General features: G+C 71.9%; 22 protein-coding genes. 9 read left to right on the top strand and 13 right to left on the bottom strand.

Features of this window, described 5'->3' with window-relative positions; translation table 11 throughout:
* Nucleotides 1-4: 4 nt before the first annotated feature.
* The 3 genes from ACYBSK_RS16790 to ACYBSK_RS16780 are packed head-to-tail and all read right to left on the bottom strand — an operon-like array spanning nucleotide 5 to nucleotide 3092.
* Nucleotides 5-985: a TAXI family TRAP transporter solute-binding subunit gene (locus ACYBSK_RS16790; protein ID WP_460246665.1), complete on the bottom strand. Its 981-nt coding sequence runs from the start codon at nucleotides 983-985 to the stop codon at nucleotides 5-7.
* Nucleotides 982-2412: a sensor histidine kinase gene (locus tag ACYBSK_RS16785; RefSeq protein ID WP_460246664.1), complete on the bottom strand. Its 1431-nt coding sequence runs from the start codon at nucleotides 2410-2412 to the stop codon at nucleotides 982-984. The genes ACYBSK_RS16790 and ACYBSK_RS16785 overlap by 4 nt, the downstream gene beginning before the upstream one ends.
* Before the next feature lie 11 nt (nucleotides 2413-2423).
* Nucleotides 2424-3092, bottom strand: coding sequence for a response regulator transcription factor (locus tag ACYBSK_RS16780; protein WP_460246663.1), 669 nt, complete (start codon nucleotides 3090-3092; stop codon nucleotides 2424-2426).
* Between the two features lie 205 nt (nucleotides 3093-3297).
* Between ACYBSK_RS16780 and ACYBSK_RS16775 the strand changes: the two genes are divergently transcribed.
* The 3 genes from ACYBSK_RS16775 (at nucleotide 3298) to ACYBSK_RS16765 (ending at nucleotide 6736) form a co-directional block, all read left to right on the top strand.
* On the top strand, nucleotides 3298-4323 hold the full coding sequence (locus tag ACYBSK_RS16775; RefSeq protein WP_460247043.1) for an amidohydrolase family protein: 1026 nt from the start codon (nucleotides 3298-3300) through the stop codon (nucleotides 4321-4323).
* 79 nt (nucleotides 4324-4402) lie between these two features.
* Complete coding sequence (locus tag ACYBSK_RS16770; protein WP_460246662.1) at nucleotides 4403-5323, top strand: amidohydrolase family protein; 921 nt, start codon at nucleotides 4403-4405, stop codon at nucleotides 5321-5323.
* A gap of 42 nt (nucleotides 5324-5365) precedes the next feature.
* Nucleotides 5366-6736 (top strand): MFS transporter, encoded by a 1371-nt coding sequence (locus ACYBSK_RS16765; protein ID WP_460246661.1) that lies wholly within the window; start codon nucleotides 5366-5368, stop codon nucleotides 6734-6736.
* Nucleotides 6737-6770: 34 nt separating this feature from the next.
* Here ACYBSK_RS16765 and ACYBSK_RS16760 read toward each other — a convergent pair whose 3' ends face one another.
* Entirely contained in the window at nucleotides 6771-7160 is a 390-nt protein-coding gene (locus ACYBSK_RS16760) for a VOC family protein (RefSeq protein ID WP_460246660.1), read from the bottom strand.
* A 263-nt stretch (nucleotides 7161-7423) separates the two neighbouring features.
* Here ACYBSK_RS16760 and ACYBSK_RS16755 point away from each other — a divergent pair, with 263 nt between their 5' ends.
* Nucleotides 7424-9790, top strand: coding sequence for a GH92 family glycosyl hydrolase (locus ACYBSK_RS16755; protein WP_460246659.1), 2367 nt, complete (start codon nucleotides 7424-7426; stop codon nucleotides 9788-9790).
* A gap of 43 nt (nucleotides 9791-9833) precedes the next feature.
* Here ACYBSK_RS16755 and ACYBSK_RS16750 read toward each other — a convergent pair whose 3' ends face one another.
* From ACYBSK_RS16750 to ACYBSK_RS16725, 6 genes are all read right to left on the bottom strand, one after another.
* Nucleotides 9834-11906, bottom strand: a complete 2073-nt coding sequence (locus ACYBSK_RS16750) for a beta-galactosidase (protein ID WP_460246658.1) — start codon at nucleotides 11904-11906, stop codon at nucleotides 9834-9836.
* Entirely contained in the window at nucleotides 11903-12952 is a 1050-nt protein-coding gene (locus tag ACYBSK_RS16745) for a LacI family DNA-binding transcriptional regulator (protein ID WP_457477894.1), read from the bottom strand. The genes ACYBSK_RS16750 and ACYBSK_RS16745 overlap by 4 nt, the downstream gene beginning before the upstream one ends.
* 255 nt (nucleotides 12953-13207) lie before the next feature.
* A complete protein-coding gene (locus ACYBSK_RS16740) occupies nucleotides 13208-13570 on the bottom strand; it encodes a hypothetical protein (RefSeq protein WP_460246657.1) in 363 nt (120 codons plus the stop codon).
* A 47-nt stretch (nucleotides 13571-13617) separates the two neighbouring features.
* Nucleotides 13618-14298: a hypothetical protein gene (locus tag ACYBSK_RS16735; protein ID WP_460246656.1), complete on the bottom strand. Its 681-nt coding sequence runs from the start codon at nucleotides 14296-14298 to the stop codon at nucleotides 13618-13620.
* A 79-nt stretch (nucleotides 14299-14377) separates the two neighbouring features.
* The gene (locus ACYBSK_RS16730) at nucleotides 14378-14758 is read right to left on the bottom strand and encodes a hypothetical protein (protein ID WP_457477891.1); all 381 of its coding nucleotides are present in this window, start codon (nucleotides 14756-14758) and stop codon (nucleotides 14378-14380) included.
* Between the two features lie 70 nt (nucleotides 14759-14828).
* Nucleotides 14829-15164 carry an ATP-binding protein gene (locus ACYBSK_RS16725; RefSeq protein WP_460246655.1) on the bottom strand — a complete coding sequence of 112 codons (336 nt, stop codon included), beginning with the start codon at nucleotides 15162-15164 and terminating at the stop codon, nucleotides 14829-14831.
* Nucleotides 15165-15600: 436 nt separating this feature from the next.
* Here ACYBSK_RS16725 and ACYBSK_RS16720 point away from each other — a divergent pair, with 436 nt between their 5' ends.
* The 5 genes from ACYBSK_RS16720 to ACYBSK_RS16700 all read left to right on the top strand — a co-directional run bounded on the left by ACYBSK_RS16720 (nucleotide 15601) and on the right by ACYBSK_RS16700 (nucleotide 19144).
* Entirely contained in the window at nucleotides 15601-16467 is an 867-nt protein-coding gene (locus ACYBSK_RS16720) for a helix-turn-helix domain-containing protein (protein ID WP_460246654.1), read from the top strand.
* Complete coding sequence (locus ACYBSK_RS16715) at nucleotides 16464-16715, top strand: DUF397 domain-containing protein (protein WP_457477889.1); 252 nt, start codon at nucleotides 16464-16466, stop codon at nucleotides 16713-16715. The genes ACYBSK_RS16720 and ACYBSK_RS16715 overlap by 4 nt, the downstream gene beginning before the upstream one ends.
* Nucleotides 16716-16797: 82 nt before the next feature.
* Nucleotides 16798-17613 (top strand): SAM-dependent methyltransferase, encoded by an 816-nt coding sequence (locus tag ACYBSK_RS16710; protein ID WP_457477888.1) that lies wholly within the window; start codon nucleotides 16798-16800, stop codon nucleotides 17611-17613.
* 38 nt (nucleotides 17614-17651) lie between these two features.
* Complete coding sequence (locus ACYBSK_RS16705; RefSeq protein ID WP_460246653.1) at nucleotides 17652-18233, top strand: LOG family protein; 582 nt, start codon at nucleotides 17652-17654, stop codon at nucleotides 18231-18233.
* A gap of 188 nt (nucleotides 18234-18421) precedes the next feature.
* Entirely contained in the window at nucleotides 18422-19144 is a 723-nt protein-coding gene (locus ACYBSK_RS16700; protein WP_457477886.1) for a dienelactone hydrolase family protein, read from the top strand.
* 74 nt (nucleotides 19145-19218) lie between these two features.
* On the opposite strand, the gene ACYBSK_RS16695 is transcribed toward ACYBSK_RS16700, so the two are convergent.
* The 3 genes from ACYBSK_RS16695 to ACYBSK_RS16685 form a co-directional block, all read right to left on the bottom strand.
* A complete protein-coding gene (locus ACYBSK_RS16695; protein WP_457477885.1) occupies nucleotides 19219-20103 on the bottom strand; it encodes an HTD2 family dehydratase in 885 nt (294 codons plus the stop codon).
* Nucleotides 20104-20132: 29 nt separating this feature from the next.
* A complete protein-coding gene (locus tag ACYBSK_RS16690) occupies nucleotides 20133-21467 on the bottom strand; it encodes an MFS transporter (protein ID WP_460246652.1) in 1335 nt (444 codons plus the stop codon).
* Nucleotides 21468-21649: 182 nt separating this feature from the next.
* The gene (locus ACYBSK_RS16685) at nucleotides 21650-22606 is read right to left on the bottom strand and encodes a LysR family transcriptional regulator (RefSeq protein WP_460246651.1); all 957 of its coding nucleotides are present in this window, start codon (nucleotides 22604-22606) and stop codon (nucleotides 21650-21652) included.

Below are 22606 nucleotides of genomic sequence, written 5' to 3'. Positions count from 1 at the left end.
CAATTCACCCATGCAGCGCCCGGTACGCGGCCAGCGCCCCGGGGTGCAGCGCCACCGCACCCGTGCCGATCAGGCTGCGTACGTCGAGGAACTGGGCGCCCACCGCGTTCCCCGGAACGAGGGACGTGGCCCGTCGCACGAGCAGCCGGGTGAGGGCCTCCGCCACGTCGTGCGGCAGGTCGGGGCGGCAGACCAGGAGGTTGGAGACCCCGATGGTGGCGACCCCGCCCGCCGCCCGGTACGCGCCCTGCGGCAGCGACACCTGTTCCAGGCCCGCCGCCGCCCGGCTCTCCCGGTCGCCGAGCCGGGGCAGCAGTTCGGCCAGCGGCAGGAAGCGCAGGCCGGGCCGCTCGTCGAGGTTCGTGAGCGCGGGCAGCGGGACGCCGCCCGCGACGAGCAGCCCGTCGACGGTCCCGGCCGCCATCGCACGCGCCGCGTCGTTCAGCGGCAGATGGCGCACCCGGACGTCCGTGCGCGCGGACAGGCCCGCCGCGCGCAGCAGCCGCTCGCCGAAGACGGCCGCGCCCGAACCGGGCGGCCCCAGCGAGACGACGTGTCCGCGCAGGTCGGCCACGGTGCGTACGCCCGCGTCGGCCCGCACGGCGAACTGGAGGTACGTCTCGTAGACCCGGCCGATGGCCCGCAGCGGCACGGGCCGGGGGAACACGTCGGTGCCCGCGGCGTCCTGTGCGGTGGCGGTGAGGGTGAGCGCGAGGTCCGCGTGGTGGTCGCGCAGCAGCTCGATGTTGTCGACGCTCCCGGCGGTGGTGCGCACCCGGCAGTCCAGGCCGGGGTGGGCGGAGGTGAGTTCCTCGGCGAGGAGACGGCCGAAGGCCTCGTAGAACGCGGTGGGCTCCCCCGTCGCGAGGCGCAGGACGCCGCTGGGGCCCGGGGCCTGCCCGGAGGCGTCGCCCGCCAGCGCTCCTCCGAGGGCGACGGCCGCGGCGGCGCCGAACCCGGTCCGCAGTGCGGTGCGGCGGTTCACCGGGCCACGTCCGGTGTGTCGGCCCGGGGCAGGACGGCCCGTGCGCACAGTCCCCGCGGGCGGGCCGGGCGCAGCTCCAGGCGGCCGCCGCGCCCTGCGAGCAGCTGTTCGGCGATGGCGAGGCCGAGGCCGGTTCCGGTCGTGGCGCCGCTCTGGCGGCCCGCGCGCCAGAACCGCTCGGTGGCGCGGGTGAGTTCCTCGGCGTCCAGGCCGGGCCCGTCGTCGGTGACGGTGAGGACGACGGACGGTCCCTCGACGGCGCAGCGCAGCGTGATCTCGGCTTCGGCGCGGTCGGTCCCGTTGCCGTCCTGGGTCGCGTACTTGATGGCGTTGTCGAGGAGGACGTCGGTGATCTGGGCGAGTTCCGGCTCGGTGCAGGCGGTCATGGCGGGGGTGGCGGCCCGGAGGGTGAGGCGGGCGCCCGCGCGGTGGGCCACGGGTTCCCAGCGCCGGTGCTGGTCGGCCGCGACGGCGGCGGCGTCGCAGGCCGGGCGTTCGCCGCCCGCCATGGTCAGTTCCCCGGCCCGGTGTTCGGCCGTGGCGAGCGCCAGCATGTCGTCGAGGAGGGTTTCCAGGCGGTCGACCTCGGTGGTGACACCCGTGTACGTGCGGTGCGCGGTCGCGGGCAGGTGGGTGTGCAGGGCGTCGACGCGGAGCCTGAGGGCCGCCATGGGGTTGCGCATCTGGTGGGAGGTGTCGGCGACGAGGCGGCGCTGCTGTTCCAGGGCCGTGGTGACGGTGTCGGCCATGCGGTTGAATCCGGTGGCCAGCTGGCGCAGTTCGGGCGGTCCCGAGGCGCGGGTGTGTGCCGGGGGCAGCCCGGCCGCGAGCTGTCCGACGGCGCGGTCGAGGCTGCGCAGCGGCCGGACCACCCAGCGGGTGACCGCGCGCGCGAGCCCCGTGCAGGCGAGGGCGACCAGGGCCGCGGCGGCGAGGACGGCGGCCCAGCGCCACGTGATGTCATCGGCCGCGGTGCGCACGGAGGCGCGCAGGACGACGGCGCCGGACACCCGGGTGCCGGTGCCCGCGGGCTCGGCGAACATGCGCTGTCCGTGCGACCACGGGGTGAGCGAGTCCTTCGGGTGGGCCGTCTGGTTGCGCAGCGCCGCGTCGATGAGGCGGGAGACGGCGGGGTCGGCGGCCCGCATGCCGCCGGTCTCGACGACGGGCCGGTGGGCGGTGTCGGTGACCACGAGCGCCTCTCCGTACAGCTGGGTGTAGCGGCGTGCCTCGGCGACGACCGCGGAGGTGTCACCGGTCGTCGCGGCCTGGTCCATGAGTGAGCCGAAGCGGTCCAGGTCGGAGCTGCGGGCCAGCACCAGCTCCTGCGTACGGTCCGAGGCGGTGACCACGAGCAGCGGCACGGCGAACGCCGCGACGGCGAGCACCACGAACGCGAGGAGCGCGGCCTGGACCCGGTTGAACACGGCGCCGCTCCTCAGTCCGCGGCGTCGCCGAACCGGTAGCCGAAGCCCCGGATCGTCGTGAGCAGGTCGGGGCGGCCGAGCTTGGCGCGCAGCTGGGTGAGGTGGACGTCGAGGGAGCGGGACACCCCGTGGTGGGTGTCTCCCCACACCTCGTCGAGGACCTGCTCGCGGCTGACGGCCGTCCCGGCGCGCGCGGCGAGGACGGCGAGGACGTCGAACTCCTTGGTGGTCAGCTCGGTGTCGGCGCCGCCGATGGTGACACGGCGCACGTCGAGGTCGATCTCGATGTCCCCGACGGCGACCTTGCGTGCCCGAGGTGTGTGCTTCGCCGCGAAGCGGCGGGTGACGGCGTCGATCCGGGCGAGCAGCTCGGCGAGTCGTACCGGTTTGACCAGGTAGTCGTCGGCGCCGAGGCGCAACCCGCGGACCACCGAACGCTCGTCGCCGCGGGCGGTGAGCACCACCACCGACATGTCGCTCACGGCCCGCAGGGACCGCAGTACCTCCAGACCGTCGATGTCGGGCAGCCCGAGGTCGAGCAGCAGCAGGTCGGCGCTGCGGTGGTACGTGAGCACGTCCTTGCCGTGCGTGACGCGCCGGGTGACATGCCCGTGGTCGTAGAGGACCTCCAGGAGCGCGCCGGCCACCCCGTCGTCGTCCTCGGCCAGCAAGATCTGCACGTTTCCCGCCTCCCATCAGCGGTGTCCGCACTGATACCGCCCGCCGACGAATGTAGACCACGTGCCTGTGACGGCCACCCCGGGCGTGTGTCGGGGGCCGCAATGTTAAGGGACGGTTAGTTCGGTGTCCGGAGGGCTCGGCGGGGTGTCCGGGCGGGGTCATGGTGCGGGCGTCGACGACGAGCCGCACCCGAAGGACACCATCATGATCATCGACTGTCACGGTCACTACACGACCGCGCCGCCGGCGCTGGAAACCTGGCGGAAGCGGCAGATCGCCTCGCTCACCGACCCCGCCGCCGCGCCCGCCCGCGCGGACCTGCGGATCAGCGACGACGAGCTGCGCGAGACCATCGAGCCGAATCAGCTGCGGCTGATGGACGAGCGCGGCATCGACCTGACCGTGTTCTCCCCGCGCGCCTCGTTCATGGCACACCACATCGGTGACTTCGCCACGTCGGCGGCGTGGGCCTCGATCTGCAACGACCTGTGTCACCGCGTCGCCCGGCTGTACCCGGAGCGGTTCGCCCCCGCCGCGATGCTCCCGCAGTCCCCCGGCGTCGACCCGGCCACCTGCGTCCCCGAACTGACGCGCTGCATCGAGGAGTTGGGCGCGGTCGCGATCAACCTCAACCCGGACCCGTCGGGCGGCCACTGGACGGCGCCGCCGCTCACCGACCGTTCCTGGTACCCCGTCTACGAGAAAATGGTCGAGTACGACATCCCGGCCATGATCCATGTCAGTACGAGCGTGAACCCGGCCTTCCACACCACCGGCGCGCACTACCTCAACGCCGACACCACGGCGTTCATGCAGCTCGTCCAAGGCGACCTGTTCGCCGACTTCCCGACGCTGCGGCTGGTCATCCCGCACGGCGGCGGCGCCGTCCCGTACCACTGGGGCCGGTTCCGGGGCCTGGCGATGGCGCTCGGCAAGCCGCCGCTGGAGGAGCACGTGCTCGGCAACGTCTACTTCGACACCTGCGTGTACCACCAGCCGGGCTCGGACCTGCTGTACGACGTCGTCCCCACGCGGAACATCCTCTTCGCCTCCGAGATGATCGGCGCCGTCCGGGACATCGACCCCTGCACCGGCCACCACTTCGACGACACCCTCCGTTACGCCGAGGCGGCCCGGCTTCCCGCGGACGACCTGGCGGCGGTCCAGGAGCACAACGCGCGCGCCGTGTACCCGCGCCTGGACGCGCTGCTGAAGAGCCAGGGCCGCTGAGAACCGGCGCCCGGCGGCCGGTGACCCGCACCGCTCACACCACTCCCCCTCCCCTCAACTCCCTTCCGGAGCCGCGAACATGCACACCCTCTCCCCCAAGACACCCGGCTGGCTGGACTGGTACCAGAACCCGTCCACTCCGGCCTTCCGGCTCCCGGCAGGGGCCGTCGACGCGCACTGCCATGTCTTCGGTCCGCAGGCCGCGTTCCCCTTCGCCCCCGAGCGCAAGTACACGCCCTGCGACGGCGGCAAGGACGAACTCTTCGCGCTGCGCGACCGGTTGGGCGTGTCCCGCAACGTGATCGTGCAGGCCACCTGCCACGGCGCGGACAACTCCGCGATGGTCGACGCGGTCCGCGCGGCGGGCGGCCGGGCGCGCGGCATCGCCACCGTACGCCCGGACATCACCGAGGCCGAGCTGCGCGACCTCGACGCCGCCGGCGTACGAGGCGTGCGCTTCAACTTCGTACGGCGGCTGGTGGACACCTCCCCCACGGACGCGCTCATGACGATCGCGCGGAAGATCGCCCCGCTGGGCTGGCACGTCGTCCTGTACTTCGAGAGCGCCGATCTGCCCGAACTGGAGGAGTTCTTCGCCTCGTTGCCCACGCCCCTGGTCATCGACCACATGGGGCGCCCCGATGTCACCAAGCCGGTGGACGGCCCCGAGTTCGGCCGCTTCCTGCGCTTCGTGGAACGCGGTGACGTCTGGGTGAAGGTGACCTGCCCCGAGCGTCTCACCGTCACCGGCCCCGCCGCCCTCGACCGGGAGCGGCACGCCTACACGGACGTGGTGCCCTTCGGCCGCCGCGTGGTCGAGGAGTTCGGCGACCGGGTGCTGTGGGGCACGGACTGGCCGCATCCCAACCTCACCGACCACATGCCCGACGACGGGCTCCTGGTCGACCACGTCCCGCACGTGGCGGTGACCGCGGACGAGCAGCGCAGGCTCCTCGTGGACAACCCGATGCGCCTGTACTGGCCGGACGAATCCGCCTAGCCCCCGCCCTCCCCAATTCCACCCATCTGACGAAGGCGTCACATGTCACCCTCCCACTCCAACGCCCTCAACCGGATCGACAGACTGCCGATCTCCCGGTTCCACAAACTCACGCTGCTCGCCGTGTCGTTCGCCTACTTCTTCGAGTTCGCGGACATCAACAGCTTCGCCACCACCGCCCCGAAACTGATCGACGTCTGGGGCGTGACGGTCAATCAGGTCGCGTACGTCACCTCGCTCTCGTTCGTCGGCATGTTCATCGGCTCGATCGTCGGTGGCACGATCGCGGACCGGTGGGGCCGCAAGCGGGCGCTCGTGCAGACGACGCTGTTCTTCGCGTTCTTCTCGTTCGCCTCGGTGTTCTCCTGGGACCTGGCGTCGCTCGGTGTGTTCCGCGTCCTGACCTCGGCGGGCCTGTCGGCGATGACCGTGGTGGCCGTCGTCTACGTCAACGAGATGTATCCGGCGGCCGTGCGCGGCAAGTACCAGGCGTACGCCATCGTCATCGGCATCTGCGGCACGCCGGTCACCAACCTGATCGCGAGCGCCGTCGTCCCGCTCAGCGACTGGTCGTGGCGTCTGGTCTACCTGTGGGGCTCGCTCGGCATCCTGCTGATCATGTTCACCCGGTACCTCAAGGAGTCGCCGCGCTGGTACGAGAGCCGGGGCGATCACGAGGCCGCCGACAGGGTGCTGCGCGAGATCGAGGAGCAGGTCGCCGCGGAGAAGGGGCCGCTCCCCGAACCGGCGCCGCCGGTCGACGACGTCCCGGCGCAGAAGGCGCCGCTGAAGATCCTGCTCCAGAAGAGGTACCTGTATCCGACGCTGCTCCTGACGGTGCTGTGGGTGACCCAGACCATCGGCTTCTTCGGCTATTCGAGCTGGGCGCCGACGCTGCTCGCCAAGGAGGGCATGAGCGTCGAGAAGTCTGTCTTCTACGTGGCGCTGACCACGGTCGGCGCGCCGCTCGGCTCGTATCTGGCGTCGCTGGTCACGGACCGCTTCGAGCGCAAGTGGTCGCTGGCGGTGTTCGGCACGGTCATCGCGGTGTGCGGTCTGCTGTACGGGCTCACCTTCAGCCCGGTGTTCATCATCGTGTTCGGCTTCCTGGTGAACTTCTTCGAGCGGGGCTACACGGCGCTGGCGTACGCCTACTCCCCCGAGCTCTTCGACACCCGGGGCCGCTCCCTGGGCACGAGCGTGTCCTACGGTCTGGGCCGGCTGTCGAACGCCGCGGGCCCGCTGATCGTGGCGGCGCTCTACAACAGCCACGGCTACCAGAGCGTCTTCTACTTCATCGCCGGTACGTGGATGGTCGGTGCGGTGGCTCTGGCCCTGTTCGGCCCCCGCACCCGCAGGGCCCGGCTGGCGGTGGCCGCGGCGCGCGAGGAGGCCGCGGCGGCACACCGGTGAACCGGCCGCCTCTCGGAGGCCGGTGGCACCGGTCCTACGGCGCCAGGGTGCGCAGCACGCAGAACTCGTTGCCCTCGGGGTCGGCCATGACCACCCAGCTCCGGTCCGGGCCCTGACCCACGTCCGCCCTGGTGGCACCGAGGCCGAGCAGTCGGGTGACCTCGTCCTCGGTACCGCGGTCGATCGGGCTGACGTCGAGGTGCAGCCGGTTCTTCCCGGCCTTGGCCTCGGGGACCCGGAGGAACACCAGCGTGGGCGGCTTCTGTCCGGCCCGGACGTCCTCGACGGTCGGCACCCACGAGCCGATCTCGACCATGTCCGGGCGCCGCTCCAGCACCTTGAAGTCGAGGACCTCGCACCAGAATGCCGCGAGCCGCTCCGGGTCGTGGCAGTCGACGCCCAGCTCGGTGAACCTGCTTGTCATGTGTCTCCCCTCACGGATCAAGCCTGGCAGAACACTAGTTGGCCGGACGCGCGGCGGCAGGCACAGCGCGAAACCGATCCCACCGCCCGTTGCCCCCGGCCACTCCTTGACCACTCATTGACGAATCCCTCTCCCCCGGCAAAGATCGTCAGGCGTCACCCCCGACAACGTTGTCGAACGAGAGGACCCCGATGAGTTCGTCGCCGTCACCGGACTGTCCGAGGCCGCTGAGCCCGCTGAAACCGTCCCGTTCACCGCGACCGATGAGAGCGCTGCGCCGCGGTCTCACCTCCGCTTTCCTCATCACCGCCGTCGCCGCCGCCTCCCTCACGCCCGCCGCCGCGAACACCGCGCACGCGGGTCCGGGCTTCGCGGCCGACCCGACCCGCCTGGTCGACACGTCGATCGGCAACAACGGGGACGGCACCACCTTCCCCGGCGCCACCACCCCCTTCGGCATGGTCCAGCTGAGCCCCGACACGCAGCTGAACAAGTACGCCTCGTACGACTACGCGCAGGACACCATCCTCGGGTTCAGCCACACGCACCTGTCGGGTGTCGGCTGCCAGACGATGGGCAACATCCGGTTCATGCCGACCACCGGCGCCGTGACCTCCTCCGATCCGGCGCAGTACGGCGCGAAGTTCAGCCACGACAACGAGACCCGGTCGCCGGGCTACTACGGCGTGACGTTCGACAACGGCATCGAGGCCGAACTGTCGGCGACCTCGCGGACCGGCCAGCACCGGTACACGTTCCCCAGCGGTTCGGGCGCGGAGAACATCCTCATCGAGGCCGGGGAGAGCAACGGCAGCACCTACGCCGGTGACATCAAGGTCGTCGGCGACAACACCGTCGAGGGCTGGGTTCAGGGCGGCAACTTCTGCGGGGAGACCGGCAAGGAGCGCTACCGGGTCTACTTCAGCGCGAAGTTCGACCGGACGTTCTCGAAGTTCGGCACCTGGAGCGACGGCACCCTCACCCCGGACCGGCGCGAGGCCTCGCGGGGCGACAAGCGCGCCGGAGCCTGGCTGTCGTTCGACCCGGCCAAGGGTGACAAGGTCGGCGCCTCGGTGGGCCTGTCGTACACGTCGGTCGACGGCGCGCGGCTCAACCGCGGTGCCGAGCAGCCGCGTTCGTTCGACCGGGCCCGTACGAGCGCGCACGACGCCTGGAAGAGCGAGCTGAACCGGATGCGCGTCGCCGGTGGCTCGACCGCCGACCAGCGCACGTACTACAGCGCGCTGTACCGCTCGCTGCTGCACCCCTCGATCGGCTCCGACGTCGACAACCGCTACCGCGGCCTCGACGACAAGGTGCACCGCTCGGATTCCACGTACTACCAGATGTTCTCGCTGTGGGACACGTACCGCTCGCAGAACCAACTGGTGGCGCTGCTGCACCCGGACAAGGCCGCCGACATGGCCAAGTCACTGCTGCGGGTCTACAAGGACGCCGGATGGCTGCCGCGCTGGAGCCTCGGCAACAGCGAGACCAACGTGATGAGCGGCGACCCCGTCACCCCGTTCGTCGTCGACCTCTACAACCGAGGTCTCCTCGACGACCGCACGTCGCGGGAACTGTTCGAGGCGCTCTGGAAGAACGTCAACGAGGTCCCCGAGGACCAGTCGGTCTTCCGTGGCCGGGACGGCAACCCGACGTACGTGAAGAACGGCTTCGTCGGCTACCAGAACCTGCCCGGTTACAAGTACGGCGACAGCCGTCAGGCCGGTTCGGCGACGCTGGAGTACGCGCTCGGCGACTGCGCGCTGTCCACGATGGCCGACGGTCTCGGCCACCCCGACAAGGCCGCGACGCTGGCCTCGCGCTGCGACAACTTCGCCAAGCTGTGGGACACCGACGTCACCTCGCAGGGCTTCACGGGCTTCCCCGTGACGCGGAACGCGGACGGCAGCGTCGCCGGTGACAGCGACCCGACCCAGTCCGGCGCCTTCCACGAGGGCACGGCCTGGCAGTACCAGTGGCTCGCGCAGCAGGACCCGGGGACCCTGTACGGCCTGATGGGCGGCAAGAAGGCCGCCGAGCAGCGGCTCGACACGTTCTTCGACATGCCGACCGTGCTCAGCGACCCGGCGAAGGCCGCCAAGGAATCGTGGGTGACGGGCGCGTACGACTACCACAACAACTTCGCGTTCAACCCGAACAACGAGCCCGACTTCCACGCGCCGTGGATGTACGCGTGGACCGACACCCCGTGGAAGACCTCCGCGGTACTGCGGGCCATGCGGACGCTGTTCACCGACGACCCGTACGGCATGCCCGGCAACGACGACCTCGGCGCCACCTCGTCGCTGCTCGTCTTCGCCATGGCCGGCGTCTTCGAGGTCCAGCCCGGCTCGGCGAAGTACGTCCTGTCGGCGCCGATGTTCGACAAGGTCGAGATTCGCCCCGCCCACGGCCGCCGGATCACCGTCTCGGCCCCGGGCGCCGACGCCTCGACGCACCAGTACGTGTCCTCCGTGACCACGGGCAAGGGCCCCCTGCACCGCAGCTGGCTGTCCCACAAGGACCTGCTCGGCGCGGGCACGATCAACGTCAAGCTCTCGCAGAAGCCGACGAGTTGGGGCACGGGCGCGACGGCCGCACCGCCGTCGGTGGCGAAGGACTGACCGTCGGGTGCGGCCCCTCCCCTGCAAGGAGGGGCCGCACCCGTCAGCCTGCCACGGCCTCCACCCGCACCGCCTCCCCGCCCTCCCGCACCACCGCGACGCCCCGCCCCGGCACCACGACCGGCCCCGTCGACAGGGCGGTGTCGCGGGTCAGTTCGTGGTCGCCGCCGGTGACGCGGAGGGAGGCGGTGCCGTGGTTGAGGAGGAAGAGGTAGGTGTGGTGGCGGCCGCGGCGGCGGACGGCTTCCACGCCGGGCGGGAGGCCCGGGACGGTGGGGGTCACGCCGGTCCGGGCGCAGATGTCGTCGAGGAGGTCGCGCAGCGCGTCGTCGGGGAGGCGGGTCGACAGGTAGTAGGCGTGGCCGTCGCCGACCTGGTGGGTGGTGATCGCCGGGTGGCCGTCGAGGGGGCCGCCTTCGTAGCGGGTCAGCGGTTTCGCGCCGTGCAGTGCGATGTGCTCGCTCCAGTGGGTCGCGAGCGTTCCGTCGTCCAGGCGGACGTGTTCGTCCTCGCCGAGCGGGCACAGTTCGGTGGTGCGGATGCCGAGCAGGTCGCGCAGGGCGCCGGGGTAGCCGCCGCGGATCACGTGCAGGTGCTCGTCGGTCGTGCCGGTGAAGTGGCCGACGACGAGGGTGCCGCCCGCTTGCGTGAACTGCCGCCAGCGGTCCGCCAGTTCGGCGGAGACCGGCATCATCGACGGGACGAGGAGGATCCGGTAGCGGGACAGGTCCGCGTCGGCGGGGACGAAGTCCGTGGGGATGCCGGAGCGCCAGAGCGCGGCGTGGGTGCGGCGCACCGCGTCGGGGAAGCTGAGCCGCCGCGACGGCAGGCCGTCGCTCTCCAGGGCCCACCAGCCGTCGGCCTCCCACAGGATCGCGACGTCGGCCTCGACGACGGGGCCCTCGGCGGGCGGCTCGGCGACCTCGGCGAGACGGCGCAGGGTGGCGCCGAGTTCCACGACGGACGCGAAGCGGTCGGTGTCGGGGCCGGTGTGCGGGACCATGCCGCCGTGCCAGGTCTCCGATCCGGCGGTGGAGGCGCGCCACTGGAAGAACAGCGCGCCCTGGGAGCCGCGGGCCAGGTAGGACAGTGTGTTGCGCAGTACGCGGTCGGGCCATTTGGTGGCGTGCCGGTCGCGCAGGGCGATCTGGGTGGTGCCCTGTTCCATGAGCAGCCAGGGTTCCCCGCCGGCCCAGGAGCGGGCGAGGTCGCCCGCGTACGCGGCGTGGGTCTCGCCGGATTCGCCGGTGGTGTCGAGGTAGTGGTCGATGGAGACGGTGTCGAGGTGCGGGCGCCAGGACCAGTGGTCGAGGTGGTTCCAGTCCGGCAGCATGAAGTTGGTGGTGACGGCGGCGGTGGAGCCCGCGGCCCGGACCTCGGCGACCTGCTCCGCGTAGGCGTCACGGAACTCGTCGGCGGTGAACCGGCGGAAGTCGAGCGCGTGGGTCGGGTTGTGCAGGTACTGGGTCTGGCGCGGCGGCAGGACCTCGGCCCAGTCGCCGTAGCGCTGGGACCAGAACGCCGTGCCCCAGGCCCGGTTGAGCGCTTCGAGGGTGCCGTAGCGGCGTCGCAGCCAGGTGCGGAAGGCGGCCGCCGCATGGTCGGAGTGGTCGAGGCTTCCGTACTCGTTGTGGATGTGCCAGCCGCGCAGCGCCGGGTGCGTGCCGTAGCGCTCGGCGAGTTCGCGGGCGATGCGGCGGCAGGCCTTTCGGTAGGCGGGGGCGCTGATGGCGTAGGTGTCGCGGCTGCCGTGGGTGTGCCGGCTGCCGTCGGGCTGCACCGGGAGCGCGTCGGGGTGGCGGAGCGTGAACCACGGCGGCGGGGACGCGGTCGGGGTGGCGAGGACGATGCCGATGCCGGCCGCGTGGAGCCGCGCGAACACGTCGTCCAGCCAGCCGAACTCGTAGTGCCCTTCGGAGGGTTCGAGCCAGGACCAGGAGAACACCCCGACGGTGGCGGTGTCGACGCCGGCCCGGAGCATCAGTTCCACGTCCTCGGCGTGGGTCGCCGCGTCCCACTGCTCGGGGTTGTAGTCGCCGCCGAACAGGAAGTGGTCGCGCGGGGTGAGGCCGCCCGCGGGGTCGTGGGCGGGCCGCGCGGCTGAGGACGGGGTCATACGGGCTTCTCCTCGCGGGGTCGGGGGCGGCCGGCCGCTGCGGGCGGGCGCACGGAGCCGTGCTCGGTGTACGCGGGCGAGAGCAGTTCGAGGTGGGGTTCGACGCCGCCGTCGATCATCTGGAGGACGAGTTCCACCGCGCGGTCGCAGCTGCGTTCGGGGACGAGGGGGATGTTGTCCAGCGGCGGGGTGAACCGGGTGGTGTCGAAGGTCTGTGCCACCGACAGCAGGGACACGTCGTCGGGGGCCGTGAGACCGAGGTCGGCGAGGGCGTCCAGGGTGCCGACGTAGGTCTCCTCGTGGCTGTGCAGGACGAGCGCGGTCGGTCGGTCCTCGCGCGAGAGCAGTTCGGTGACGGTCCGGCGGGCGCTGTGGGCGCGGGACTCCGGGCTGAGGACGTCGACGGTGACACCGAGGCGTTCGGCCTCGCCGAGGACGCCTTCGCGCAGGCGGGGCGGGAAGTTGGAGGCCTCCGGCAGATAGCTGGTGGCGGGATGGCCGACGAATCCGACGTGGCGGTGTCCGGCCTCGGCGAGCCGTCGGACCGCCATCCGGCCGACGGCGACGAAGTCGAGGTCGACGCAGACGAGTCCGGCGGTCTCGGCGGGTACGCCCACCACGACGCAGGGGACGTCCAGGGTCCGTGCGAGATCGACGCGCTCGTCCTGGGTGAGGACGTCGAGGACGATGATGCCGTCGACGGTGCCCTGGGAGGTGACGCGGCGCAGTCCGCCGGCCGCCTCCTCGCGGGTGAGCAGCAGGATGTCGTAGTCGTGGCGGCGGGCTGCCTTCGCCGCCGCGAGGACGAACGCCAGGTGGGCGGAGGTGGAGGTGTCGGCGCGCAGTGGTTCGGTGACGGCGATGATGGAGGTGCGCCGACTGGCGAAGGCGCGGGCCCGTGCGTTGGCCCGGTAGCCGAGTTCCTCGGCGGCCCGTTCGACGCGTCGCCGGGTGGCGGGCGCGACCGGCCGCTTCCCGGTGAGCGCGTAGGAGACGGTACTGATCGACACCCCGGCGGCGCGGGCCACGTCGTGGATGGTGGTCATGGCAGTCAGCTCTCCGTCCTGACCGGGTCGACCGCGTGGCGCGCAGTGGCTGTTCGGGGTGTTCCAGTCGAAGCGTTTCGCAAATAGTAGGAAGCGCTTCCGACTTCGACAAGAGGCATGACAATCCCGTTCACCTGCGTCGCAGCCCAGAAGGTCCTTTTGTGTACGAGGCATTGTCATGAGGCCGGCCCTCATGGTCACCGTCACGGCGCCGTTGGGGTCGAAGCGCTTCGCGAGGGGCGGTGGAGCGCGTGCTCACCTGTGGAACGGAGGCGTGACCGGGTTGCCCGGGAAGCCCGCCTGGGCCCTCTCCTGCTGCCGGGCGCGCCGCGTCATGAGGACACCGGGGATGCCGAGGGCCAGTACGAGCGGGATCGCGGCGGCGATGCCGAACCAGAGGAAGAGGGCGAGGTAGCCGTAGGCGGCGTCGTTCACGTCGGCGTCGGCCTTGGCGAGGAGGACGAAGCTGGCGACGAGCGCGACCAGCACGAGGCTCGCGAGGACGATCGCGAGCCCCAGCAGGATGCGGGCCCACCTGCGATAGGAGGCACCGAACCGTGCGGCCGGGGGCGGGCCGGGCATCGGCGCGGAGTGAGGGGTGGGCCAGTGGTCGGACATGAGGTCCAGTTCTACTGGGCGTGTCCACGGAACACCAGCGGCTCGGGTCACTTCTTGCCGGCGTCCCAGGAGCCCGCGCCGAAGCTGCGCAGCAGGGCGACGAGCGCGGCCGCGAGCCGCCAGTCGACGTCGGGCGCGTGCAGGTGCAGCTTGTTGCCGCCGGAGGTGAACTCCAGCGGGACCTGCCCGCCCGCGCGCCAGCGGATGCGTCGCGGGGCGCGGGCGAATCCGCCCTCGTTGCCCGCGACGCCGTCGAAGACGCTGAACACGAGCAGCATCACCATGAAGGGGAGCAGCAGCCACCACATCCACCACCACACGATCCGGCCCTTGAAGCCCACCGCGTCGGGGTGGCCGGACCGGCTCACGGTCCACCGGGTGCGCAGACGCCAACCGCGCAGGGCCTTCTTCCGCTCCAGCGTCCCGATGAGCTGTCCCCGTGCGTCGAGCACCTGGTACCGCGCGACGCCGCCGCGGGCCGAGAGCGTCGTCACGGTCGCCGCCCGCTCGCGGCGGTACTCGTCCGCCCACAGGGCGAAGGCGCGGGCGCCGCTGCCGCGGGCCGCGCGGTAGGCGGCGATGCCGCCGGGCGGCAGTTCACGTTCCACGTGGACGACCGACGGGGCCCCGTTCGCACCGCTCGAGAAGCTGACCATGTGCGAGACCTTCCCCGGGTCCCGCTCGTCGACCTGTCTTCTGATGTCGTGCAGGGTCGCTGTGCTGCTCATCGGGCGGGCTCCTCCGTGCGGGGCAGGCGGAGGCCAAGTCTCGCCCATGCGGGGGCGGTTCGGACGTTCGGGGTGGGAACTACCGCAGTTCGGCGCTCGTCGCCGACAGCGGCGCCCACGTGTAGCGCACCGGCACCCCGTGGTCGCGCAGCCAGGCCGTCTCCCGGTGGCGGAGTTCGTGGGCGGACTCCGGGGCGATGGCGCTGGGCCAGCGGACGAGGACGGCGGCGACGCTGCCCTTCTGCACCAGCTGCCGCACCCGCCGCCAGCCCAGCCGCCGGGCGGGGTCGGGTTCGCCGTAGGTGTCGGTGACGACCTCGGCGATCGTCAGGCCGCGCTCCTCGGCGAACGCCTTGCCCTCCGCCTGAGCGCAGCGCGTGGCGGAGCCGGGCGCGCCGGGGGCCCGGTCGGCGCAGACGTACAGCACGGCGGGAGCGGCGGTGTCGCCGTGGGGGATCATGAGTGCCTCCTGTGGATGGATCGAGGAGAAAGGGTTCCTCGTCGCGCGAAGGGACGGCGCGGGGCCGACGTCAGGGGCAGGACGCCAACTCCGCCCAGACGACCTTGCCTTCGGAGCGCGTGGAGTGTCCGGAGCCCCAGCGCTCCGCGAGCTGCTCGACGAGGAACAGCCCCCGCCCGTTCTCGTCGCCGGGGCCGGCGGGCGCCGCCGACGCGCGGACGGGATCGCTGCCCCCGTCGTGGAGTTCGATCCGCAGGCACCGCTCGTCGTCGGTGAGGGTGAGGCCGCACAGGAAGTGGTCGCTGTCGGTGTGCAGCACCGCGTTGGTGGTCAGCTCGGAGACCAGGAGCACCGCGTCGCAACAGGTGTCGCCGGGCACCTCCCAGGCACAGAGCCGGTCGCGCACCGTGTCGCGGGCGGATCTCGCGCTGGAGCGCAGGGCCGGCAGCCCGAACCAGTACTCCCGGGCAGCCGCTTTCGTGGCTAAGCCGGGGAGCGTGGCCGGGGCCGATGACGTGGGGAGAGTCACGGATAACGCCTTCCAGTGCCTTCCGCGGAGCGGGCGCGGAGTGGGGGTGCGGGCTGCCACACGAGCGGCGGGAGGCGTCTGCGCGGACAGACGGACTCCGGTGGGGCGCCGACGGCCTCGGCGGCACTCGTCCCCATCGGGCCGGATGCCGCGTCAGAGCTGTGACTCGACCGCTCACAGAGCAACTATGCGCGTGATCGCGTGCCCCCTGCAACCGACTCTCTGATAATTTCACCAAGACAGGTATCAGTCTGGCGTCACCATCAAGTGGCTGCCAGAATGGTCATGTTGATGTCCCCTCAGGAGGTTGGGCGTGAGTGAAGCCCGTGCCGGCGGCAGCGCGCCGACAGTCCTGCGCATGATCCTCGGCCGCCGGCTGCAGGACATGCGACGGGCGGCCGGTGCCTCGCTGGAGGACGCGGCGAAGGCACTGCGCGTCAAGCCCCTGACGATCCGCCGGCTGGAGAAGGCCGAGGTCGCGCTCAAGCCTCTCTACGTGGAGAAGCTGCTGGAGACCTTCGGCGCGGGCCGCCAGGAGATCGACGAGTTCGTCGACCTGGCCGAGCAGGCCAACGAGCCGGGCTGGTGGCACTCCTACCGCGACGCGGTACCCAGCTGGTTCACCGCGTACGTCAGTCTGGAGACCGACGCCAAGACCCTGCGCACCTACGAACCCCAGTACGTCACGGGCCTCCTGCAAACGCCCGGTTACGCGCGCGCGGTGCTCCGCGGCGGCCTGCCGAACGGCAGCGAGGAGGAGCTGGAGCGCCGCGTGGAGCTGCGGCTGCGCCGCCAGAGCCTGCTGGAGCGGGCGGACGCGCCCACGCTGTGGGTGGTCATGGACGAGGCCGTGCTGCACCGCGAGGTGGGCGGCGCCGACGTGATGAGGGAGCAGATCGAGCGGCTCCTGGAAGCGGGCGAGCTGCCGCACGTCAGCCTGGACGTGGTGCCCTTCACCGCGGGTGCGCACGTGGGGGCCTGCGCCCCGTTCACATACTTCCGGTTCGAGGAACCCGAGCTGCCCGACATCGTCTACAGCGAACTCCTGTCGGCGTCCGTCTACTTGGACCAGCGAGCGGATGTCGTCGCCCATCTGGAGGCGCACTCCCGCATGGCGTTGCGGACGTCCTCCGAGGACAGCAGGGCGCTCTTGAACCGTATGCGCAAGGAGTACTCATGACGGTCACCGACGAGGGCGTCTACAACGGGATGCCCGCCCGCAATCTCGGGGAGCACGGCTGGGAGCGCCCCTGGAGCGGGCCGAACGGTGGTCAGTGCGTCGAGACGAAGCTGCTCGCCGACGGCCGCGTGGCCGTACGGCAGTCGACCGACCCGGCAGGGCCGGCGCTGATCTACACGCCGGAGGAGATCGCCGCGTTCGTCCGCGGCGTCAAGGAGGGCCTGGCCGATCATCTGGCCGCCGGCTGATCCGGCGGCGGACACAAGGGACGACGGCACCGGTCGCGTTCCCGGCCCGCGGGCCGACCGACACACGCATGAAGGGGAGCACATGAGCACCAGGCAGGCCGGCCGGGACCTCGACACGAGCCGGGCGCACTCGGCCCGGATGTACGACTACTTCCTCGGCGGCAAGGACCACTTCGAGGTCGACAAGGAGGCGGCCCTGGTCGCGGCCAAGGCCCACCCCGGCCTCCCCGTGACCGCCCGTGAGAACCGGGCGTTCATGCACCGCGCCACGCGCGCCCTCGCGCAGGAGCACGGCATCCGCCAGTGGCTCGACATCGGCACGGGCATCCCCACCGAGCCGAACCTGCACCAGGTCGCCCAGTCGCTCGTCCCCGAGGCCCGCGTCGTGTACGCGGACAACGACCCGCTGGTCCTCAAGTACGCCGAGCGGCTCATGCGCAGCACGGCGCAGGGGCGCACGGCGTACGTCGAGGCCGACGTCACCGACCCGGAGACGCTGCTGGACGCCGTGCAGGACGCCGAGGTCCTGGACTTCTCGCAGCCCATCGCCCTGTCGCTCAACGCGCTGATGCACTTCGTCACGGACCCGCACGACCCGTACGCGATCGTGCGCCGGCTGCTGGAGCCGCTGCCCGCGGGCAGCGCCCTCGCGATGAACCACTGCACGCCCGACTTCGACCCGGTCACGTGGAACAACGTGGCGGAGGCGTACACCAACTCCGGTACGCCGGTGCAGTTCCGTTCGCACAGCGACGTGCGCCGCTTCTTCGACGGCCTGGACCTGATCGACCCCGGTATCATCTGCTGCCACCGCTGGCGCCCCTCCCCGCCCGACGCCGGAGCGGAGATCGCGGACGCCGAGATCAGCCTGCTGGCGGGCGTGGGCATCAAGCGCTGAGCCCCGAGCGTTCCCGCAGCCGTCACCCGGAGGTCCGTATGCGCCGCCTCGCCGTCTTCATCGCGTCCTCCGACGGGCACGCCCCCGCGCACGCCGAGCTGGCCGCCGCCGTCGGCGCGGAGCTGGCCCGGCGTGGCATCGGTCTGGTGTACGGGGGCGGGCGGCGGGGGCTGATGGGGGTGCTGGCGGACGCCGCCCTGGGGGCCGGGGGCGAGGTGGTCGGGGTCATGCCGCGCAGCATGGTCGAGCGGGAGTGGGCCCACGAGGACGTGACGGACCTCGTGGTCTGCGACTCGATGCACGAGCGCAAGGCGCTCATGGCGGACCGCGCGGACGCCTTCGTCGCGCTGCCGGGCGGGCTCGGCACGCTGGAGGAGCTGTTCGAGGTGTGGTCCTGGCGCCAGCTGGGCTTCCACGCCAAGCCCGTGGGCTTCCTCGACTTCCAGGGCTTCTGGACGCCGCTGCTGACCGCGCTGCGCGGCATCGCCGACGCGGGCTTCCTCCCCGCCGCCACCCTGGACGACCTGGCCGTCGCGACGGATCTGCCCGCACTGCTCGACCGCCTGGAGCGGCGGCTGGACTCGGGGCCGAGGCCCGCCCACGGAGAGCTCCACCGCTGAGCGCCCGGAGGAAAACCCTTCGCGCGGGGCGGGCGGACGCTGCTAGCCTGCGGGCGGCCGTGCGAGAGAACCAGGAGGTGGTACCCGTGAACACAGAATCGACATGGGTGCTCTCCTGCGGAGTCACGGTCGGGCGATAGGTCGTCGTCCGGGAGCGCCGTTCCCGTGCTCTCCCGAAAGGCACGACCATGCACTTCACTGCTGAACAGCGTCACGACGACGGCGTCGTCGAGCGCGCCTTCACCCTCGGCGAGATCCCCGGCACCCTGTGGCTGCCCGCGTCCGCCGCCCCGGCCCCGCTGATCCTGATGGCCCACAACAACGGCCTGCCCATGCGCGAGCCCCGGCTCGTGGCCCGCGCCCGGCACACCGCGGCCTGCGGCTACGCGGTGGCCACCATTGACGCCGCGGGCTGCGGCGACCGGCCGCGTTCCGCCGCCGACGAGGAGGCGCGCGCCGAGCTGCGCCGGGCGATGCGGGCGGGTGAGGAGGTCGACGGGATCTTCGAGTCGTTCATCGGCCCGATGGTCGAGAACGCGGTCCCCGACTGGCGCGCCGCTCTCGACGCCCTGCTGGAGCTGCCCGAGATCGGCGGCCCGGTCGGGTACTCGGGGTGGACCGCGCTCGGTGTCCGCCTCGCGGTGCTCGATCCGCGCGTCGAGGCCGCCGGCTTCTTCGCCGGGGGCTATGTGCCGCGCGCCCAGCGTGCGGAGGCCCGGCGGGTCACCGTGCCCCTGCTGCTCCTGCTCCAGTGGGACGACGAGGGCAACCCCCGGCAGCGGGCCCTCGACCTGTTCGACGCCTTCGGCTCGAAGGAGAAGACGCTGCACGCCAATCTCGGCGGGCACACCGGCACTCCGTGGTTCGAGCTGGAGGACGGCTGCCGGTTCTACGACCGGCACCTGAGGTGAGACGCGGCTGCCGGGGCCGTCGTCCGCGACGGCCCCGGGGCCTTCTCACCCCTCCGCTCCCTCGCATGTCCCGGTCACGCGAAGGTCACCTCCGCGCTCGCGTGCCGCGCCTCGCGGTGGGTGGCGAGGGTGAGTCGCGCGCCCTGTCCGTCGTCCGTGGGTGTTCCCGCGGCCAGCAGGTGTTCGCCGACGAAGACGGGGCGGTGCAGCCGGTAGGAGAGCGAAGCCACGCGTCGTGCGGGGGCGTCGCGGCGCACCAGGTCCAGCATCAGCAGCGCGAGGAGCGGTCCGTGGACGACGACGCCGGGGTAGCCCTCGACGTCGCGGCAGTACGGGGCGTCGTAGTGGATGCGGTGGGTGTTGGCGGTCAGCGCGCTGATCCGGAACAGCAGCCGTTCGTCCGGCTGGGCCCGCAGCTGCCAGGGGGCCTCGGCGTGTGGGAGCGCGGTGCTGTCGAGGGTGGTGGGGTGGCCTGCGGCCCTGCTGCGGCCCGAGCGGTAGACGATGTCCTGTTCCTCGACGAGGCAGGTGCGGCCCGCCTGGCGGAACTCGCGGCGTTCGGTGACGAAGAGCAGTTCGCCGCTGCGGCCGGTCTTGGGTGTCACGGAGCCGAGTGTGCACACCCGTTCGGCCGGTTCTCCGAGGCGCAGCGGCTCATCGACGCGTACGCGGCCGCCCGCGAACATGCGCTGCCGGTCGGGGATCGGTGGCAGGAAGAGGGCGTCGCGGAGGTGTCCGTCGGGGCCGAGTTCGTGCTGGGCGGGCCATTCGAGGAAGTACAGCCACTGCCACAGCGGGGGCAGCGGGTCGCCCGCCTTCGCGGCCGGTTCGGGCAGGTCGAGGACGGCCGACAGGGCGGCGGCCGGGGCCGGGTGGAGGGCGTCCTCGTCGGTCGTCGCGGCGGGGGCCCAGGACTCCACGTACGAACTGAGCGGCGGGGTGGGGGCGGCGGATGCCATGGCGGGTGCTTCCCTTTCGTCCGTGGGTGTTACGCGCGGGTCGTGGCCGGGGCCGGGGCGGTCGGGGCCGTCTCCAGCTGCGAGTCGCGGGACGGCTCGCGTACGAGGAGCGTGGCCAGGAGCGTGAGGGCGACGCAGCCGGTCACGTACCAGAAGAACACGGTCTCGTGGCCGTGCTGCTTGAGGGCCAGCGCGATCGGCTCGGTCAGTCCGCCGAAGGTGGCGGTGACGAGGGCGTGCGGGAGGCCGACGCCGAGGGCACGCACCTTCGTGGGGAACATCTCGGCCTTGACGATCGCGGCGAGGGCCGAGTACCCGGTGACGAACGCGAGGGCGAGTGTCATCAGCAGGAACGCCACCCACGGGTTGTCGGTGTGTCCGAGGAACGTCATCACGGGGACGGTGAGCACCATGCAGCCGATGGAGAAGCCGAACATGACGGGGCGGCGGCCCACCCGGTCGGACAGCGCGCCGACGGCCGGTTGCAGCAGCATGTAGACGAACAGCGCCGCGAACCCGATGACGGTCACCGTCGACTTGGGGATACCGGCGGTGTTCACCAGGTACTTCTGCAGGTAGGTGGTGTACGTGTAGAAGGCGACGGTGCCGCCGATGGCGAGGCCGAACACGGCGAGCAGTTGGCGCGGGTACTCGGCGAACAGGGCGATCAGGCCCTTGCGTTCGCCGTCGGTGGCGCGGCCGCGCTCCTTCTGGAAGTGCTCGGACTCCTCCATGGTGCGCCGCAGGTACATCACGGTGAGTCCGGCGACGGCGCCGATGACGAACGGGATGCGCCAGCCCCAGTCGGCCAGTTGCGCGTCGGTGAGCACGTTCTGGAGGACGATCGCCACGAGCAGCGCGCAGAGCTGGCCGAGGACGATGGACACGTACTGGAAGCTGGAGTAGAAGCCGCGCCGTCCCGGTGGCGCCACTTCGGAGAGGTAGGAGGCGCTGGAGCCGAACTCTCCGCCGACGGACAGGCCCTGGGCGAGCCGGGCCACGACGAGCAGGACGGGTGCCCACAGGCCGATGACGTCATGTCCCGGTGACAGGGCGATGACCAGTGAACCGGCGCTCATCAGCAGGACCGACAGGGTCAGCGCCCGGCGCCGCCCGTACCGGTCCGCGTACGCGCCGAGCAGCCATCCGCCGAGCGGGCGCATCAGGAAGCCGACCGCGAACACGACGGCGGTGGAAAGGAGTTGGGCGGTCTGGCTGCCTTCGGGGAAGAACACCGAGGCGAAGTAGACGCTGAAGGTGGCGTAGGCGAACCAGTCGTACCACTCGATGAGGTTGCCGAGGCAGCCGCGCACGACGTTGGCGGTGACGCGGGAGGGTGGGGCGGGGGCCGGTTTCTGACTCATCCGTGGCGTCTCCGTACTCAGTGCTCGACCCGGGAGATCGAGGCAGGTTGGTCGGGCGGCTCAGAACGCCACTCATCATGAGCGCTGATGCGGTATGCGGAACAATAGAAATTCGTGATGCGCCCATGCGCCGGACGCATGGGCCCGCGGGCGTCGCGGCGGCCCCACGGGCGCGTCGGCCGTCAGTGCTCCTTGGCGGCCCCGCCCTCCTTCTCGGGGAGCCGCGCGGAGGGCCATTTACCGTTCCGGACCGCGGAGTTGACCTGCCGCACCAGTTCCTCCGCGACCGCGGTGACGGCGGCCGGGGTGCGGCCGGTGCGGGGCATGCCGAGCACGATGTCGCGCCACGTCGCGGGTGAGCACAGGGGCGCGGCGCTGAGGTTCCCCGCCGCGACGTCCTCGGCGAGGCCCACACCGGGGAGCACGGTCCAGCCGTGTCCGGCGCGGGCGAGCTGCTTCTGCACGGGCATGGAGTTGGTCTGCGCCGCCACCTCGATACGGGCGCCGGCGCGGGCCGCCGCGGACTCGATCAGCGCGCGCAGCGCGTGCCCGGCGGTCGGCATCACCAGGGGGCGGGCCGCGGCCTCGGCGAACGGGACGGGGCGCGCGGCGCGCAGCCCGGCGGACGGCGGGGCCGCCACCCACAGCCGTTCGCGCACCAGGGGCCGCACGTTCAGGGAGGGGGTGCTGCCGAGGTTGTAGAGGAGGGAGAGGTCGAGGTCGCCGTCGTCGAGCCACTGCTGAAGGTGACCCGAGTACGCGGTCATCACCCGCAGTTGCACGCCGGGGTGGGCCTCCCCGACGGCGGTCACCAGGGGCTCCGCGAGCAGTTCGAGCGTGCTCTCCAGCAGGCCCACGGTCACGATGCCGGTCACCTCGCCGGGCGTCGGCCGGACCTCCGCGCGGGCCCGCTCCAGCTCGTGCAGCGCCCGCCTGGCCCGCTCCACGACGACCGCCCCGGCCTCGGTGGGCCGCATGCCCTGCCGCGTGCGCTCGAAGAGCGGGACCCCCAACTCCTCCTCCAGCGTGCGGATCTGGCGGGTGACCGCGGGCTGCACCAGGTGCAGCACCGTCGCGGCCCGCGTCACGCTGCCCACCTCCGCCACCGTCACCAGCGCCTTGAGCTGCTTGATGTCCAC

Source organism: Streptomyces sp. BYX5S (assembly GCF_054724165.1).
The sequence above is the reverse complement of the archived record's forward strand: the minus strand, read 5'-3'. Positions and strand labels throughout refer to the sequence as shown.